Genomic DNA, 17834 nt, shown 5'->3' with positions numbered 1-17834 from the left:
CAGGGTATCAGCGCCCGTGCACCGCTGTCACGCGCCAGAACCCTCAAACATGCACCTAGGTGACAGTGCTCAGGCGCATCAGCCCGGCACTGTTTCGCAACGGCCTTGGCCGCTGGCATGTCCTCGAAAATCACTTTGCCATTGCCGCGTCCTCAGGTCGATTTGGATGCGCTCGTTGTCCACCGCCGTCATCACCCCATGGGACAAAAGGGAAAAACCATAAGGCTCCAGACCGTCGATGCGCACGCGGCGAATGGCTTTGGAGTCCCAGTCGATGCGCACCTCACGCACCCACGTGCTGCGCTGGGGCATGTAAGCCACGGCGCAACGCAAGACCACCGCAGACGGTGCGGCCCAGGCTGGGCTGAGCAACGCCCACAGCAAGAGACCGAGACCTGCGCAACGCATGAACAGCTCAAGCCGAGGTCTTGGACTTGTCGTCTTGGCTCATGCGCTGGCTCTTCCAGTACACATCGTCACCGCCGTTGAGCCGATTGAGCACGCGGGCCAGGACAAACATCAGGTCTGACAAGCGGTTCAAGTATTGGCGAGGGGTGTCGTTGAGGGCTTCTTCGTTGCCCAAGGCCACACAGGCGCGTTCGGCGCGGCGGGCCACGGTGCGGCAAACGTGCGCTTGTGAGGCGCCGCGTGTGCCTGCAGGCAAGATGAACTCTTCCAGTTTGGGCAGCTGCGCGTTGTATGTTTCAAGGGCCTGGTCCAGTGCCGCGACAGCCTCTTCTTTGAGCAACTCAAACCCAGGAATCGACAGCTCACCGCCCAAATTGAAGAGCTGGTGCTGCACCTCCACCAGCAATTCGCGCACATCGGCAGGCATGTCTTCGCACAGCAGCAAACCGATGTGGGAATTGAGCTCATCCACCTCCCCCATGGCGTGCACGCGCAGGCTGTTTTTGGACACACGCTGGTTGTTGCCCAGCCCGGTGGTGCCGTTGTCGCCCGTGCGGGTGGCGATTTGTGTGAGTCGGTTGCCCATGGTGTTGCCTTCTTGTTATTCGCTCAAGCGTGCAGGGTCTGAATGAAACGCCCACAAAGATGGGCCCCTGCAAAGAGGCTTTATTGTCGACCAAGTCCCCTTGGCTTGTCTGACAAAGGACAGCAAAGCCACGGATTGCGGCGTAAACTGCCGCTGAGCATGCATGGCGGGTTCTCACCGCCACCTCAGGAGACACCATGAACGCCCCCACACCCGCCGCCCACCTGGCCCCCGAAATCGCGCAACGCGCGGTGCCTGAAGCTTTTCTGGCCGCCTTGAAAGCCCGCTTTGGCACCAACTGCTCCACCGCTTTGGTGATCCGCGAGCAGCATGGGCGTGACGAGTCGGCCTTCACCCATGTGCCCCCCCCAGCGGCCGTGGTGTTTGCCGAAAACACCCAAGACGTGGCCGACGCCGTGAAGCTGTGTGCCGAGCACAAAGTCCCTGTGATCCCATTTGGTGTGGGCTCCTCCCTCGAAGGCCATTTGCTGGCGGTGCAAGGCGGCATCAGCATCGACCTGACGCGCATGAACAAGGTGCTGTCGATCAACGCCGAAGACCTGACGGTGACGGTGCAGCCGGGCGTGACGCGCAAGCAGCTCAACGAAGAGATCAAGTCCACCGGGCTGTTCTTCCCGATCGACCCGGGCGCAGACGCGACGATTGGCGGCATGAGCGCCACGCGCGCCAGCGGCACCAATGCCGTGCGCTACGGCACCATGCGCGAGAACGTGTTGGCCATGGAAGTGGTCACGGCGGCCGGCGAGGTCATTCGCACGGGCACCCGCGCCAAAAAATCGAGCGCCGGCTACGACCTGACGCGCCTGATGGTGGGCAGCGAAGGCACGCTGGGTGTGATCACCGAAATCACGGTGCGCCTGTACCCTTTGCCAGAAGCCATCTCGGCCGCCATTTGCTCCTTCCCCAGCATCGAGGCGGCGGTGCACACGGTCATCCAGACGATTCAGCTGGGCGTGCCGATTGCGCGTGTGGAGCTGATCGACCACAACACGGTGCGCATGGTCAATGCCTATGCCAAGCTGGGCCTGCGCGAAGAACCCATGCTGCTGATGGAGTTCCACGGCTCGCCAGCGGGCGTGAAAGAACAAGCCGAAACGGTGCAAGACATCGCCACGGAATTTGGCGGCAACGCGTTTGAATGGGCCACCACGCCCGAAGAACGCACACGCCTGTGGACCGCACGGCACAACGCTTACTTTGCGGCCATCCAGAGCAAGCCCGGCTGCCGCGCCATCAGCACCGACACTTGCGTGCCCATCAGCCGCCTGGCCGATTGCCTGCTCGACTCCATCACCGAAACCGATGCCAGCGGCCTGCCTTACTTCTTGGTGGGCCATGTGGGCGACGGCAATTTCCACTTTGGCTATTTGATCGACCCGAACAACCCGCAGGAATGCGAAACTGCCGAAGCGCTCAACCAGCAACTGGTCAGCCGCGCGCTGCGCTTGGGCGGCACCTGCACGGGCGAGCACGGCATTGGCCTGCACAAGATGGACTTCTTGCGCACCGAAACCGGTGAAGGCGCCGTCAACATGATGCGCACCATCAAGCGGGCGCTGGACCCGCACAACATCATGAACCCAGGGAAGATTTTCTCAATGTGAACCCGCTTGGCGCCGTGTCCAAAACCACTGCGCCAATCCACCCACCACCACGCCCCAAAAAGCCGAGCCCACGCCGGCCACAGTCACACCCGACAGCGTCACCAAGAATGTGAGCAGGGCCGCGTCGCGTTGCTGCTCGTCTTTGACCGCCGCCGACAAACCCGAGGCGATGGTGCCTAGCAATGCAAGGCCTGCCACCGCCAACACCAGGGCTTGCGGAAAAGCGGCCATGAGGCTGACGATCGTGCCGCCAGCCAAACCCAAAGCGATGTACACAACCCCGGCCGTGACGGAGGCGGTATAGCGGCGTGTTGGATCGGCGTGGGACTCTTGGCCCATGCAAATGGCCGCCGTGATCGCCGCCAAATTGAGCGCATAGCCGCCAAAAGGCGCCAAGCAAAAACTGGCCAAACCGGTAGCGCCCACCACGGGGGACACCGGAATATCAAAACCCGAAGCCCGTTGCGCGGCCACGCCCGGCAAGTTTTGCGAGGCCATGGTCACCACAAAAAGAGGCAACGCCACACCCACCATGGCCGCCCAACTCCAAGCAGGATTGACCCATACGGGCAAGGCCCAAGTCCAGACGATGCTGGACAAGTGCAACTGGCCTTGCAAGGCTGCCACGCCCATTCCCACCAACAAAACGACAGGCACCGACCAGCGCGGCCACCAGCGGCGTCCAAGCACATAGGCCCCGGTCATCGCCATCACCAGCGCAGGCGCATGCACCACCGCACCAACGGCATCCAGCGCAAAGCGTGCCAACACCCCGGCCAGCAAGGCACTGGCCAAGGCCAAGGGGATTTGGCCCATCAAGCGTTCAAACCAACCGCTGAAACCCACCACCATGGTCAACAACGCGCACACCATGAATGCACCCGTGGCCTCAGGCAAGCTCACCCCCTGGCTCACCGCCAAAACCGCTGCTCCCGGGGTGGACCATGCCGTCAAAACAGGCTGCCGGTACCACAGACTCAAAACCAAACTGGTCATGCCCATGCCTATGCCAAGCGCCCACATCCAAGACACCATTTGTGCAGGCGTGGCGCCCAACGCTTGCGCGGCGGAAAACACAATGGCGGCTGAACTGGTGAAACCCACCAAAACAGCCACCAAACCGGCCATCCCAGTGGATAACGAAAAATCGCGCCAAACTTGCCTCATAGGGCAGCGCCCTTGTCAGACAACAAGGCCTCTACCCGGCGACACAACTGGGCTGGCTCAAAAGGTTTGAGCATCACGTCGTGGAGGCCTGCGGCCTTGAAGCGCTCCAAATCCAGCGGGTTCACATTGGCCGTCAAACCCACCACGTGAAGCTGACGGATGCGGTCGTCGGCGTCTTGGCGGATGAGTCCTGTGGCATCAATGCCGTCCATGACGGGCATGACCATGTCCATGAAGACCATGTCCACCTTGTGGGCGTGCAACACATCCAGGGTCTTTTGCCCGTCCACCGCCTCCAGCACCACGCTGTGTGGCCATGCGTTTTTCAAGACTTGCTTGAGCAGCAAGCGGTTGACCGGGTGGTCATCGGCCACCAAAAAGGTCCACGCCCGATCGGCGGTTTGCAACAACTGGGGGTGTTTTTCGGACGACTGGACCGGTGAAGGGGCGGCGCTCAATGGCAAACGCAGCCAAAACCGCGAGCCTTGACCCGGCTCGCTTTCAAAACCGATCTCGCCCCCCAGCAGATGGGCCAATTTTTGCGAAATGGCCAGGCCCAGGCCGTTGCCTCCGTAGCGGGCCTGCGTGTCGTCTTCGGCTTGGCCAAACCGTTTGAAAATGTTCAGCTGACGCTCCAGGGGAATGCCAATGCCCGTGTCCTGCACCGTGAAGAGCACGCCCGGGTTTTGCCACTGAACGCGCAGCACCACCGCGCCTTGGTGGGTGAACTTGAGCGCGTTGCCCAGCAGGTTCACCAAGACCTGCATCAGGCGGTGGCGGTCGGTCTGCACCCAAACGGGCAGCTGTTCATCCACCTCGATGCGGTAACTGAGCTCCATGCTTTTGACGCGCGGTTTGAACAGTTCAAACGCGTGTTCAGCCACGCGGCGCAGCTCAAACGTTTCAGGCTGAACCACCAGCTGGCCGGCCTGCAGCTGCGAGTAGTCGAGGATGTCATTGATCACCGTCATCAGGTGGTCGGCCGACTGGCGGGTGTGGTTGAGCACCTTGAGGGCTTCGGGCTTGCCTTCGACACTGGACAGCAGCAAGGCATTGAAGCCGAGGATGGCGTTCATGGGGGTGCGCAGCTCGTGGCTCACGGTCGCGATGAAGTGCTCGCGCATCCGCAGCGTTTGTTCCAGCTCCTGCCGTTTGGCTTCCAGTTCACGCTGGTAGCTCAGGCTTTTCCTCAAGGCCTTGGCTTGCAGCCTGTCGTAGATCAGCGGCACGATGATGAGCATGCCGGTGATCAGGCTGTAGGTGAACCAGGATGACACGGCATGCCGCACCTCGGGGGCAAAAGCAGGGACAAGCCCGAGATGGTTGGCCACGGCCATGGCGATCTGTATCAGCCATGAAAAACCCAGCCAGACCAGCCCTGCGCGCCGACCAATGACATAAAACGGGGCAATGGGCAGCAGCAAAAACCACGTCGCACGGGGCGTGAAGATGCCCCCGGAGTGCCACACGACGTAAATCAAAATACAGGCGCTTGCGGCCGAACCCATGTTCACCGCCCAGGGCAAGGACATGCCGCGGTGCAACAAGTACAAAAGCAGCAGCAACCAGGCGGACAAACCCAGGTGCAATTCCTTGGCATAGGGGTAGGGGCTGAAGCCTGCAAACAGCAACAAAACAAGCACCAAACAGAGGATAAAGGGCACGATGTAGAGCATCTTGCCTTCGCGATAACGCTCAGGCAGGCGGGCCAACAACCCGTCCCAGGCCCGCCGCGAAAACCCTTTGCTCTGCATGTTCAAGCCCTCGCCTTCAGAACATGGTGGGTGACAGAGCGCACCAGCGTTTGCAGGTCCATCGGCTTGTCGAGCACCTCGTCCATGCCCGCGTCCCTGCAGCGCTGGCGATCGACCGGGTTGGTATTGGCCGTGAGGGCAAGGATGGGCATGCGTGCCGTGATCGCCGGAAACAAATGTCGGATTTGACGGGTGAGTGCCATGCCGTCCATCTCGGGCATGACCATGTCGACCAGGGCCACGTCAAAGCTTTGCTCACGCAGCAAGGCCAGTGCCTTGGTCGCGCTGTCCAGCGTGACGATCTCGGCCTTGGGCCAGCATTTTTGAATTTGAAGGCGCGCCACCATCAGGTTCATGGCGTTGTCGTCGACGACCAAAATGCGCAAGGCTTCTTCTGCGGGCAAGTGGGCCTCGGCGGGCTGCGCAGCGGCGGTTGGGGAGGCCGTCATTAAGGGCACATGGAACCAGAAGGTGGCGCCACGCCCTTCGAGACTGCGCACCCCGATTTGGCCGCCATGCAGCTGCACCAGTTTTTCGCAAATGGTCAGGCCCAGGCCCGTGCCCCCGTAGGCGCGGGTGGTCTGCACATCGGCGTGTTCAAAACGCCGGAAGATGTGGGCCTGCTGGTCCAGTGCAATGCCGCGCCCGGTGTCGCGCACCTCGAAGTTCAGGCGCTCATGGCTGGCATGGATGTGCAGCAGCACCTCGCCTTGCGCCGTGAACTTGAGCGCGTTGCGCAGCAGGTTGCGCAGGATCTGCAGCAAGCGCTGGCGGTCGGCACGCACACGCGCAGGCAAAAGCGGGTCCAGCGTGCCGTGCCAAACAATGCCTTTTTCCAGCGCCTTGTCGCGGTCGGCCTGCAAGGCCTCGTCCATCAGAGCCTGCAGCTCGAAGTCTTCAAGGTGCAGCATCAGCTTGCCCGCCTGCAACTGCGAGAAGTCCAAGATGTCATTGACCACTTGGAGCAAATGGCCGGTGGAGCGGCGGATGTGGTCCACCACCTCCACCTGCTCGGGTCGGTCTGCCAGTTCTTGGCGCAGCACGCCGTTGAAGCCCAAAATCGCGTTCATGGGCGTGCGCAACTCGTGCCCGACAGCGGCCACAAACTCGTCCTTGTGGGCTTGGGCCACAAGCAAGGCCTCGTGGGTGCGCTGGATTTCCTCGTTGCGCTCATGGAGCTGTTGCATTTGCCGCTGATGCAGCCGCTCATAAAGCCGCACCGCCAGCATCAGATTGCCCAAGGCCAGCGCCTGGTTCATGAAGGCCCAAGGTACGGCCTCCTGAATGAGGTCAATGCGGGTGTCCAAATGGCCCGTGAGCGCGCCCAACAGCAGGGCCAAAATGGTCGTGAGCACAACCGCGATCCACGCCAACGCCGCGCGCGGCCCTTGCAACAACAGCACCGGAACCGCCAACACATTGAGCCAAACCAATGCCGAGGAATTGACCGCCCCCGTCTTGGAGGCGATGTAGGTGACCAGCACCAGACTCAGCAAAGTCACCAGGTGGAGCAAGGGGGTGAAGAGCGAGCGCACCCAGGCCAATGGCAGCATGCCCAGGGTCAAAAGCGAAAACAGCAGGTTGGCGTTGCGCTCGTACTGGCCGGGCGGGATCAGGTAAAACAACAGCGAGCTGAGGCTGGCGGCCAACATGTAGGTCGCCAACAGGCTTTGCCTGAAGTAAAGCGGGCTGCGCAGATGCGCCTGCCATGCCTTGAGACTCCCCGTGTCCGCCATGGCACCTGGCCCTTAGCCGCGCAGTTTGTCGATCAAACCATTGAGCTCGTCGAGCGAACCAAACTGGATGCTCAGCTCGCCCATCTCTTCGAGCTTGCCCAAGCGCTTGACGCGCTTTTTGACGCGCACCTCGACCTGCGCCATCAACAAATCCGACAGCTCCTCTTCCACACGGCGCACATCGCGTGACTTTTCTTTCTTGGGCTTTTGGGTGACCAGGTTGAACTCGGCACCCAGCTTTTTGGCCAGGCTTTCCGCTTCGCGCACCGACAACTTTTTGGCCGCAATCTGGTTCGCCGCCGTGATTTGCGCCGCCTTGTCGAGCGACAACAAAGCGCGGGCGTGGCCCATGTCCAGGTCCCCGGCCATGAGCATGCTTTGCACCGGATCGGCCAGATTGAGCAAGCGCAGCAGGTTGCTGGCCGCGCTGCGCGAGCGGCCCACCGCTTGGGCTGCCGTTTCGTGAGTGAGCCCAAACTCTTTGATGAGGCGTTGCAGGCCCTGGGCCTCCTCGAGCGGGTTGAGGTCTTCGCGCTGGATGTTCTCGATCAGGGCCATGGCCGCCGCAGCCTCGTTGGGCACATCGCGCACCAACACCGGCACAGCCTCCAGGCCCGCCAACTTGCTGGCCCTGAAACGCCGCTCGCCCGCAATGATCTCGTATTTGCCCGCGTTCTCGCCTTCGCTCAATTGGCGCACCAAAATCGGCTGCATGATGCCTTGGGCTTTGATGGACTCGGCCAACTCGTACAAAGCGCCCTCGTCCATGCGGGTGCGCGGCTGGTACACGCCGGGCACCATCTGGTCGAGTTTGAGCTGGGTGGACACCCCTGTTTCGGCCGTCATGTCGGCGGCAGGTGCCTCTTGCACTTTGGGGCCCAGCAGAGCTTCCAGTCCGCGGCCAAGGCCCTTGGGTTTTTTGGTGACCATGGTCAATCCTTCAAAAGTGTTTGTAAAAGCGCCTGGCCTTGTGGCCATTCGCCCAAAGAAGAGTCGGCGTTGATGTGCCCGGCCGCGCCCAGGTCCACCCATCGGGCGCCCCAGTCACGGGCGAAAGCCTGGGCCCGTGCTGCGCTGCAATACGGGTCGTTTTGGCTGCCCACCAAAACGCTGGGAAACGGAAGTGCCTGGCGGGCGATCGGTGACCAGCCCGGCAGGCGCTCTTTCAAACCGGGGGCTTCGGTGTCGCCGGGTGCCACCAACAATGCGCCACGCACACGGGCCGTGTGCCGAGAAACGCCCGCCCACGCCGAGACCAATATGCAGCCCAAACTGTGCGCCACCAACACCACCGGGCCCGGGGCGTCGATCACGGTTTCGTCCAAGCGCGCCAGCCAGTCACCGCGCAAGGGGTGCTGCCAGTCGTTTTGCTCCACCAGGGTGCAGCCCGGCATGCGGGCCCAATGCACCTGCCAGTGGCCTGGGCCGCTGCCCTGCCAACCGGGCAAGATCAAGACCGTGGGCGCGGGCTGAGCCAAGTCGCCTGGCTTGGCCGTGGTGGTGTGGGAGGCAACCGTCATGACTCAAAAAAGGGCCAAAGCTCAGAGCGTGGGTGCACGTTGCACCAGCTCGCGGGCAAACGCCACATAGGCTTGGCTGCCCTTGGCCGAGGCATCAAACACCACGCCCGGCAAACCGTAACTGGGCGCTTCGGCCAGGCGCACATTGCGCGGGATCACGGTGTCGAACACCTTGTCGCCAAAGTGGGCCTTGAGTTGGTCGCTCACTTGCATTTGCAAGGTGATGCGCGGGTCGAACATGACGCGCAACAAACCGATGATTTTGAGGTCCTTGTTCAGGTTGGCATGCACCTGTTTGATGGTGTTGACCAAGTCCGTGAGGCCTTCGAGCGCAAAGTACTCGCACTGCATGGGCACGATCACGCCGTGGGCGGAACACAGGCCATTGAGCGTGAGCATGGACAGCGAGGGTGGGCAATCGATCAGCACAAAGTCGTAATCCGCGTCGACCACCTTCAAGGCATTTTTCAGACGCTGGTCGCGGTGCTCCAGTTGCACCAACTCCACTTCGGCCCCGGCCAGTTCGCGGTTGGCGCTGACCACGTCGTAACCACACTTGTCAGCTTTGACCACGGCTTCGGCGATGGTGGCGGACTCCAACAACACGTCGTACACGTTCAGCTCAACGGTGCGTTTGTCGATGCCCGAGCCCATGGTGGCGTTGCCTTGTGGGTCCAAATCGACCAAGAGCACGCGCTGCCCGACTTTGGCCAAACCAGCGGCCAGATTGACGGTGGTGGTGGTTTTACCCACCCCCCCTTTTTGGTTGGCAATGCAGAAAATGGTGGCCATAAATTGCGCTCAGGTTAATCAATTCGTACAACAGTCGGGGGTGGCGGCGTTCGCTCTATTTGGACAAGGCCAGTTTGAGGCCAAAACCCACCAAGAAAAAGCCCGCCACTTTCTCCAGCACGCGGCCCACCACGGGGTTGGCACGCATGCGTTCGGCCAAATGGTGCGTCAGCAGTGTCATGCCCAGGCCATATAAAAAAGTCAGAGCCGCAATCGTGGCCGCCATGACGCCAAAGCTGACCCAACCCAAATGGGTTTGGGGGTCCACAAACAAGGGAAAGAACGCCATGTAAAAAACGATCGCTTTGGGGTTGAGCAAGGTGATGGCCAGCGCTTGCTGAAAAAACTGCCGGGGCCGGATGTTCAAAACGGGCGCGTCACCGGGTTTGGCCATCAGCATTTTGAAGCCCAACCAGGCCAGGTACGCGGCGCCCAGCCACTGAATGGCCGCAAACGCAGCAGGGTAAGTGGCCAGCACCGTCGCCACGCCAGCCACGGCCAACCACATGAGGACCTGATCGCCGGCGATGACCCCCAAGGTGGCCATCAAACCGCCGGGCACACCGCCTTTGCTGGTGGACGTGATGAGTGCCAAATTACCTGGCCCAGGAATGGCCAAAAACAACACGATGGCGGCGACAAAAGCACTGTAGTCAGAGATGCCAAAAAACATGGGAAACCTTCAAAAAGCACACGGACACTTCGGCCATTATTTGGTGAAAACCATCTTCAGCGCAAAGGCCATCAAACACACACCTGCTATTTTTTGCAAAAAACCCGAGAACTTGGGGTGGGCACGAATCCGTTCGGCCATGGCATGCGTCACCAGCACCACCCCGAAACAATACACAAAGCCCAAGACAAAAATGGTCGAGGCCATCGCGGCAAAGGTGATCCAGCCTTGGTGCTTGACCGGGTCAATGAACTGGGGGAAAAAGGCCAAGTAAAACAGGATCGCCTTGGGGTTGAGCAAGGTGATGAACAAGGTTTCGCGAAAGTAGTGCCCGGGCGTGATGTGGATGCTGGGGCCTTCGCCAGCTTGTGCGGTGAGCATTTTGAAACCCAACCACGCCAAGTACGCCGCGCCCGCCCATTGCAAGGCCAAAAACACAGGCGGCAAAGCCGTGAGAACCGCCGCCAAACCGGCCACCGTCAGCCACAACAAGACCTGATCGCCCACCAACAGACCGAACACCGAAGCCAGCCCACCGGGCAAACCACCCTTGCTGGCCGAGCTGATCAAGGCCAAATTGCCTGGACCGGGCAAGAACAACAACAGGACAAAGGCCGCAGAAAATGCGCCGTAATCCGAAATACCAAACATGCATGTACTTTCAAGGGGATGGGCGAGTGTAAGTGATGCGCTCCGGCCCAAGCTCTTTCAATGCATGCGTGGCGTGTGTTTCACGTGAAACAACAGCGCTTCAGTCGTTTTGAGGGCGCATCCAAACCATGCAGCGCTCGACATCCAAACCGGGCACGGTCAAAGGTTCCACGTGAAACACCTCCACGTCGCCGGGCAAAGCCTCGATTTCGTCTTGCGGGTGCTTGCCTTTCATGGCCATCCAGACACCGCCCTCGGCCAGGGCCGAACGTGACCAGGTCACAAAGTCCGGCAAGGACGCAAAGGCCCTGGAGCAGATCACGGGATAGGGCTCCGTCAAAGACTCCACCCGCGCATGTAGGCCCCGCAAGTTGGGCAGCTTCAAACTCACGGCCACCTGTTGCACAAACGCGGCTTTTTTGGCCACCGTGTCCACACAACTGACCTGCAACTCGGGCATGCAAATGGCCAACACCACCCCGGGCAAACCACCGCCCGAGCCCACATCCAGCACCTGGATGGACTGGCCTTGCGTGTGTCGGCGCAAAGGGGCGATGGCGGTCAAGCTGTCCAACAGGTGGTGCGTGAGCATGTCCGCCGGATCGCGCAGCGCCGTGAGGTTATAGACCTTGTTCCATTTTTGGATGAGTGCAACGTAAGCCAGCAAATGCTGGATTTGACCCTCCGAGAGGCTCAATCCCAAGGCTTGCGCACCTGAGCGCAAGCCAGCTTCCAGGTTGGCACTCATGCCTGCACGCCTTCCTCGGCCGCTTGCATAAAACCCTTGAACCCACCCTTCTTCAGGTGAATCAACAACAAGGACACGCTGGCGGGCGTGATGCCCGAAATGCGCGAGGCCTGGCCCAAAGTTTCTGGCCGGTGTTTGGCCAGTTTTTGGCGCGCCTCCATCGACAAGGCCGATACCTGCATGTAGTCCAGGCCTTCGGGCAAACGCAGGTGCTCGTAAAACGCGGCGCGCTCTACCTCGCCCTTTTGACGGTCGATGTAACCGGAGTACTTAGCGGCAATCTCCACCTGCTCGATCACCGACGGACTCAAGTCGCCCAAGGTTTCACGTGAAACATCGGCGCTGGCCATGCGCCCGCCGTCAAGCGTCATCAGGGCCGGGTAGCCCACATTCGGTCTTCGCAACAAATCAAACAGGTTGTGTTCGTGATCAATGGCCTTGCCCAAAACGCGCGCCGATTCTTCGGCGGGTAAGTTGCGTGGGTTCACCCAGGTTGATTTCAAGCGCTCTGTTTCACGTGAAACCGCATCGCGTTTGCGGCTGAATGCATCCCAGCGGGCATCGTCCACCAAGCCCATGTGTCGCCCCACTTCGGTCAATCGGGCGTCGGCGTTGTCTTCCCGCAGTTGAAGACGGAACTCGGCGCGGCTGGTGAACATGCGGTAGGGTTCTGTCACGCCTTGTGTGACCAAGTCGTCCACCAACACACCCAGATAAGCTTGGTCGCGCGCAGGCGTCCAGGCGGCATCGCCTCGGCATTGCAGCGCGGCGTTGATGCCCGCAAACAAGCCTTGCGCCGCGGCTTCTTCGTAACCGGTGGTGCCATTGATCTGCCCGGCAAAGAACAGGCCGTTGATTTGGCGTGTCTCGAAACTGTTCTTCAGCGCCCGCGGGTCAAAGTAGTCGTATTCAATCGCATAGCCAGGGCGCAGGATGTGGCAGTTTTCCAGGCCCTTCATCGAGCGCACCAGCGCGTACTGGATGTCGAACGGCAAGCTGGTCGAGATGCCGTTGGGGTAGTACTCGTTCGTCGTCAGGCCTTCAGGCTCCAGGAAAATCTGGTGGCTGTCTTTGTCGGCAAAACGGTTGATCTTGTCTTCCACACTCGGGCAGTAACGTGGGCCCACGCCCTCGATCTTGCCGGTGAACATGGGGCTGCGGTCGAAGCCCGAGCGGATGATCTCGTGCGTGCGCTCGTTGGTGTGGGTGATCCAGCACGGCACCTGCTGCGGGTGCATGGCCGCATTGCCCATGAAGCTGAACACCGGCACGCCGCCCTCGGGGTTCATGCCGCCGGGCACGCCGTCACCGGGTTGCTCGGCGCACTTGGAAAAGTCAATCGTGCGGCCGTCCAAACGCGGCGGCGTGCCGGTCTTCAGGCGCCCTTGCGGCAGCTTGAGCTCCTTGAGGCGTGCCGACAAACTGACGGCTGGCGGATCGCCCGCCCGGCCTGCTGCGTAGTTCTGCAAACCCACATGGATCTTGCCGTCCAGGAAAGTGCCGGCCGTCAGCACCACGGTGCGCGAGCGGAAACGGATGCCCACCTGCGTCACGGCACCCACCACGCGATCGCCCTCCACCATCAGGTCGTCCACGGCCTGCTGAAACAGCCACAAGTTGGGCTGGTTCTCCAGCATGCGGCGGATGGCGGCTTTGTACAAAATGCGGTCGGCCTGGGCGCGGGTGGCCCGTACGGCCGGGCCTTTGGAGCTGTTGAGGATGCGAAACTGGATGCCGCCCTCGTCGGTGGCCAGCGCCATGGCGCCGCCCAGCGCATCCACCTCTTTGACCAAATGCCCCTTGCCAATGCCCCCGATGCTGGGGTTGCAGCTCATCTGCCCCAGCGTCTCAATGTTGTGGCTGAGCAAAAGGGTTTTGCAGCCCATGCGGGCAGACGCGAGCGCAGCTTCGGTTCCGGCATGGCCGCCACCAACCACGATCACATCGAATTCTTGAGGGTAAAGCATGAGAAGTCCGCCTTGAATGAAGGCCAAAAAGAGGCACCAACGGCGCCATGGGCCGCCCTGCCACGGGGTCGGCTGAATCTGCTTATTTTACAGGCAGGGGGTGAACCTGCCCACTCTGTAGAACGCCTGAGCTTGTCTGAGCCACACGCGTGTTGAACCCATCCCGGGTATTTTTGAATGGTTTTGTATGCATTCATTTCGGCCGTTTCTCACGGGCTTCAGGCACAACACGCTGCTTGAACCTAGGGCAAATCCTGTCTCCAAAAGCAAGCACGGCCCATCCCGCCCGCCCTACACTGTGCCCACACATTTCGACGCAGGACAGACCATGAACGCCCCATTGCCCGAATCGATCCGCCAAGCCCTGGACACCGTGACATTGGACGACAAGTACAGCTTGGATGTCGGCCGCGCCTTCATGAGTGGCGTGCAGGCCCTGGTCAAGCTGCCCATGCTGCAACGCCAGCGCGACGCCTTGCAGGGCAAGAACACCGCGGGCTTCATCAGCGGCTACCGGGGCTCGCCGCTGGGCAGTTACGACCAATCGCTGTGGAAAGCCAAGGACCACCTCAAGGCCCAGCACATCGTCTTCCAGCCCGGCGTGAACGAAGAGCTGGCCGCCACCGCCTTGTGGGGCACCCAGCAACTGGGCTTTGCGCCGCCCGGCACCAACAAGTTTGATGGCGTCTTCGGCATCTGGTACGGCAAAGGCCCCGGCGTGGACCGTTGTTCGGATGTCTTCAAACACGCCAACATGGCGGGCACCACGCCTTGGGGCGGCGTGCTGGCTGTGGCGGGCGACGACCATGTGGCCAAAAGCTCCACCGCCGCGCACCAGAGCGACCACATCTTCAAGGCCTGCGGCTTGCCGGTGTTTTTCCCGGCCAGCGTGCAAGACATCCTGGACCAAGGCTTGCACGCCTTGGCCCTGAGCCGTTTTGCGGGCATCTGGTCGGGCATGAAGACCATCCAGGAAATCGTCGAGTCCAGTGCCACCGCGCACATCGACCCCGAACGCGTGCAAATTGTCTTGCCGGATTTCGTCATGCCCCCCGGCGGCGTGCACATCCGCTGGCCCGACACCGCGCTGGAACAAGAGGCCCGTTTGTTCGACTACAAGTGGTATGCGGCGCTCGCCTACATCCGCGCCAACAAGCTCAACCACAACGTCATCCAAGGCCCCAACGATCGATTCGGCCTGATCGCCAGCGGCAAGGCCTACAACGACACGCGCCAAGCCTTGCTCGACCTGGGCCTCGATGACACCACCTGCCAACGCCTGGGCATCCGGGTGCACAAGGTGGGTGTGGTGTGGCCACTCGAGGCGCAAACCACACGCGAGTTCGCCACCGGGCTGCGCGAGATTTTGGTGGTCGAAGAAAAGCGCCAGGTCATCGAATACCAACTGAAAGAAGAGCTGTACAACTGGCGCGACGATGTGCGCCCGAAAATTTTGGGCAAGTTTGACGAAGCCGAGGGCGACACCTCTGGCGGTGAGTGGTCCATTCCCAACCCCAGCGAACGCACATTGCTGCGGGCCAATGCCGACCTGACCCCTGCCTTGATTGCCCGAGCGGTTGCCAAACGCTTGAAGAAAATGGGAGTGGACGCCGACACCACGGCCCGCATCGACGCACACCTGGCCCTGCTGGATGCCAAAGAAAAATCATTGCAAACCTTGACCCTGGGCGCAGCAGCGGACCGCACCCCTTGGTTCTGCTCGGGTTGCCCGCACAACACCTCCACCAAGGTGCCCGAAGGCTCACGCGCCATGGCCGGCATCGGCTGCCACTTCATGAGCATCTGGATGGACCGAAGCACCGTGGGCTTCACACAAATGGGGGGCGAAGGCGTGCCATGGACAGGGCAGCAACCCTTCAGCACCGACCAACACATGTTTGCCAACATCGGCGACGGGACCTATTTCCACAGCGGCCTGCTGGCCGTGCGGCAAAGCGTGGCCTCGGGCGTGAACATCACCTACAAAATTTTGTACAACGACGCCGTCGCCATGACGGGCGGCCAACCTGTGGGTGAACGGTCAGAGGGCCACAGCGTGGTGCAAATCGCCATGAGCATGAAAGCCGAAGGGGCGCAGCGCATTGTGGTGGTGACCGACGAACCCGAAAAATACGATGGCGTGAGCCTGGCCGAAGGCGTGCGCGTGTTCCACCGGGATGAGCTCGACAGCATTCAACGCGAAATGCGCGAGATCAAAGGCACCACCGTCATCATTTATGACCAGACCTGTGCCACTGAAAAACGCCGCCGCCGCAAACGCGGCACCATGGTGGACCCTGCTGTGCGCGTGATGATCAACGAAGAGGTGTGCGAAGGCTGTGGCGACTGCGGTGTGCAGTCCAATTGCCTGTCGGTCGAACCGCTCGAAACCCCTTTGGGCCGAAAGCGCACCATCAACCAAAGCACCTGCAACAAAGACACCAGCTGCCTCAAAGGCTTTTGCCCAAGCTTTGTCACGGTGGAGGGTGGCACCTTCAAAAAGAAGGCCACAGCTTCCACCACCCAAATCAACCCGGCCCACTTGGGCGCACTGCCAGAGCCCACACTGCCCGCCATCCATCAGCCTTGGGGCATGGTGGTGGCCGGCGTGGGTGGCACGGGTGTCATCACCATTGGCCAGTTGTTGGGCATGGCGGCGCACATGGAAGGCAAGGGCATCGTCACGCAAGACTCCGCAGGCTTGGCGCAAAAAGGCGGCGCCACCTGGAGCCACATCTTGCTGGCCAACACGCAAGAGGAGATCCGCACCACGCGCGTGAGCATGGCCGCCGCCGACCTGATCATCGGCTGTGACCCGATCGTGAGCGCCTCCAAAGAAACCACCTTGCGCATGCGCGCAGGCCGCACCCATGTGGCCCTGAACAGCAACAGCACCCCCACCGCCGCCTTTGTGAAAAACGGCAACTGGCAAAACCCGGCTGAGCAATGTGTGGCCGAAATCACCGCGCAAGTGGGTGCAGAGGGCGTGGGTACATTCGATGCCGATGCCTTGGCCAAGCAACTCATGGGCGACACCATTTATGTCAACCCGATGATCCTGGGTTACGCCTGGCAAAAAGGTTGGGTGCCTTTGCACCGCGAGTCTTTGGTGCGGGCCATCGAGCTCAACGACGTGCAGGTCAAAAACAACCTGGCTGCTTTCGAATGGGGCAGGCACGCCGCGCACCAGCTGGATGCCTTGATGAAGCACATGCAACCTGCACAAGTCATCCAATTCAAAAAACGCGAATCTCTGGAAGACCTGATCGCCGACCGCATGGCACGCTTGACCGACTACCAAGACAGCACCTACGCACAGCTTTACCAAAGCATCGTGGCGCGCGTTCAAGCCACCGAAGCGCCTTTGGGCAAAACCCAGCTCAGCGACACGGTGGCGCGTCAGTTGTACCGCCTGATGGCCTACAAAGACGAATACGAAGTGGCCCGTCTGCACACGCAAACAGGCTTCATGGAGCGCATTCAAAATAGCTTTGAAGGTGACTTCAAAGTGCATTACCACCTGGCCCCGCCCCTTTGGGCGAAGCACAACAAACAAGGTGAACTGGTCAAGCGAAAGTTTGGCCCCATCATGCTGACGGGCTTCAAAATATTGGCCCAACTCAAAGGGCTGCGCGGCACCAAACTGGACTACTTCGGCAAAACCGAGGAGCGCCAAACCGAGCGTGCATTGATACGCGAATATGTGCAACACATCGATGGCGTGCTGAACAATTTGACGGCCGATTCACATGACCATGCACTGCGTGTGGCGCGTGTGCCGGAGAACATCAAAGGCTTTGGCCATGTCAAGGAACGCAACATCCGTGCTGCACGGACTTTGTGGGCTTCACTGAGCGCGCCATAACGCAAAGGCGCCACAAAAAAACCATCGCCCTTTTCAGGGCGATGGTTCATTTAGGCTCAGGCCCTTGGGCCGAAACAAATTCAGCGCGCGTCTGGCAGTTCGATTTTGACTTCGAGCACTTCCAGATTGTCCTGACGTTCCAAATTGACTTTGATGTCGTTGGGATTGATTTTGATGTACTTGCTGATCACCGCGACCAACTCACGTTGCAGATCGGGCAAGTAATCGGGTTCGGCCACGTTGCGACCGCTGCGCTCATGGGCCAAGATGATCTGCAAGCGCTCTTTGGCAACGCTGGCGGTTTTCTTCTTTTCACCCAGCAGGAAGGAAAGAAAGGACATG

Annotated in this window: 15 protein-coding genes; 2 read left to right on the top strand and 13 right to left on the bottom strand. The window is 60.7% G+C overall.

Features of this window, described 5'->3' with window-relative positions; all coding sequences use genetic code 11:
• Positions 1–78: 78 nt before the first annotated feature.
• Both B9Z31_RS03695 and B9Z31_RS03690 read right to left on the bottom strand, forming a co-directional pair.
• The gene (locus tag B9Z31_RS03695) at positions 79–408 is read right to left on the bottom strand and encodes a hypothetical protein (RefSeq protein ID WP_100118205.1); all 330 of its coding nucleotides are present in this window, start codon (positions 406–408) and stop codon (positions 79–81) included.
• Positions 409–415: 7 nt separating this feature from the next.
• Positions 416–994, bottom strand: coding sequence for a cob(I)yrinic acid a,c-diamide adenosyltransferase (locus B9Z31_RS03690; protein WP_100118204.1), 579 nt, complete (start codon positions 992–994; stop codon positions 416–418).
• A gap of 197 nt (positions 995–1191) precedes the next feature.
• Between B9Z31_RS03690 and B9Z31_RS03685 the strand changes: the two genes are divergently transcribed.
• Positions 1192–2619 carry an FAD-binding oxidoreductase gene (locus B9Z31_RS03685; RefSeq protein WP_100118203.1) on the top strand — a complete coding sequence of 476 codons (1428 nt, stop codon included), beginning with the start codon at positions 1192–1194 and terminating at the stop codon, positions 2617–2619.
• Here the strand turns inward: B9Z31_RS03685 and B9Z31_RS03680 are convergent.
• The 10 genes from B9Z31_RS03680 to mnmG all read right to left on the bottom strand — a co-directional run bounded on the left by B9Z31_RS03680 (position 2611) and on the right by mnmG (position 13627).
• Positions 2611–3786 carry a benzoate/H(+) symporter BenE family transporter gene (locus B9Z31_RS03680; RefSeq protein ID WP_100118202.1) on the bottom strand — a complete coding sequence of 392 codons (1176 nt, stop codon included), beginning with the start codon at positions 3784–3786 and terminating at the stop codon, positions 2611–2613. The genes B9Z31_RS03685 and B9Z31_RS03680 overlap by 9 nt on opposite strands.
• Positions 3783–5540, bottom strand: a complete 1758-nt coding sequence (locus B9Z31_RS03675) for an ATP-binding protein (protein ID WP_100118201.1) — start codon at positions 5538–5540, stop codon at positions 3783–3785. Before B9Z31_RS03675 ends, B9Z31_RS03680 begins: the two co-directional genes overlap by 4 nt.
• Before the next feature lie 2 nt (positions 5541–5542).
• Positions 5543–7276, bottom strand: a complete 1734-nt coding sequence (locus tag B9Z31_RS03670) for an ATP-binding protein (RefSeq protein WP_100118200.1) — start codon at positions 7274–7276, stop codon at positions 5543–5545.
• Between the two features lie 12 nt (positions 7277–7288).
• A complete protein-coding gene (locus B9Z31_RS03665) occupies positions 7289–8206 on the bottom strand; it encodes a ParB/RepB/Spo0J family partition protein (protein ID WP_100118199.1) in 918 nt (305 codons plus the stop codon).
• Between the two features lie 2 nt (positions 8207–8208).
• Entirely contained in the window at positions 8209–8796 is a 588-nt protein-coding gene (locus B9Z31_RS03660) for an alpha/beta hydrolase (protein ID WP_100118198.1), read from the bottom strand.
• Positions 8797–8817: 21 nt separating this feature from the next.
• Positions 8818–9588, bottom strand: coding sequence for a ParA family protein (locus tag B9Z31_RS03655; RefSeq protein WP_100118197.1), 771 nt, complete (start codon positions 9586–9588; stop codon positions 8818–8820).
• Positions 9589–9643: 55 nt separating this feature from the next.
• Positions 9644–10261, bottom strand: a complete 618-nt coding sequence (locus tag B9Z31_RS03650; RefSeq protein ID WP_100118196.1) for a LysE family transporter — start codon at positions 10259–10261, stop codon at positions 9644–9646.
• 36 nt (positions 10262–10297) lie between these two features.
• A complete protein-coding gene (locus tag B9Z31_RS03645; RefSeq protein ID WP_100118195.1) occupies positions 10298–10912 on the bottom strand; it encodes a LysE family transporter in 615 nt (204 codons plus the stop codon).
• 100 nt (positions 10913–11012) lie between these two features.
• Positions 11013–11660 carry a 16S rRNA (guanine(527)-N(7))-methyltransferase RsmG gene (rsmG, locus tag B9Z31_RS03640; protein ID WP_100118194.1) on the bottom strand — a complete coding sequence of 216 codons (648 nt, stop codon included), beginning with the start codon at positions 11658–11660 and terminating at the stop codon, positions 11013–11015.
• On the bottom strand, positions 11657–13627 hold the full coding sequence (gene mnmG / locus B9Z31_RS03635) for a tRNA uridine-5-carboxymethylaminomethyl(34) synthesis enzyme MnmG (RefSeq protein ID WP_100118193.1): 1971 nt from the start codon (positions 13625–13627) through the stop codon (positions 11657–11659). The genes rsmG and mnmG overlap by 4 nt, the downstream gene beginning before the upstream one ends.
• A 328-nt stretch (positions 13628–13955) precedes the next feature.
• Between mnmG and B9Z31_RS03630 the strand changes: the two genes are divergently transcribed.
• A complete protein-coding gene (locus B9Z31_RS03630; RefSeq protein WP_100118192.1) occupies positions 13956–17492 on the top strand; it encodes an indolepyruvate ferredoxin oxidoreductase family protein in 3537 nt (1178 codons plus the stop codon).
• Between the two features lie 80 nt (positions 17493–17572).
• Here B9Z31_RS03630 and minE read toward each other — a convergent pair whose 3' ends face one another.
• Positions 17573–17833: a cell division topological specificity factor MinE gene (minE, locus tag B9Z31_RS03625; protein WP_090044154.1), complete on the bottom strand. Its 261-nt coding sequence runs from the start codon at positions 17831–17833 to the stop codon at positions 17573–17575.
• Position 17834 lies beyond the last annotated feature (1 nt).

The organism is Limnohabitans sp. G3-2 (assembly GCF_002778275.1).
Taxonomy (GTDB): domain Bacteria; phylum Pseudomonadota; class Gammaproteobacteria; order Burkholderiales; family Burkholderiaceae_C; genus Limnohabitans_A.
This window is presented reverse-complemented; position numbering and strand designations above follow the sequence as displayed.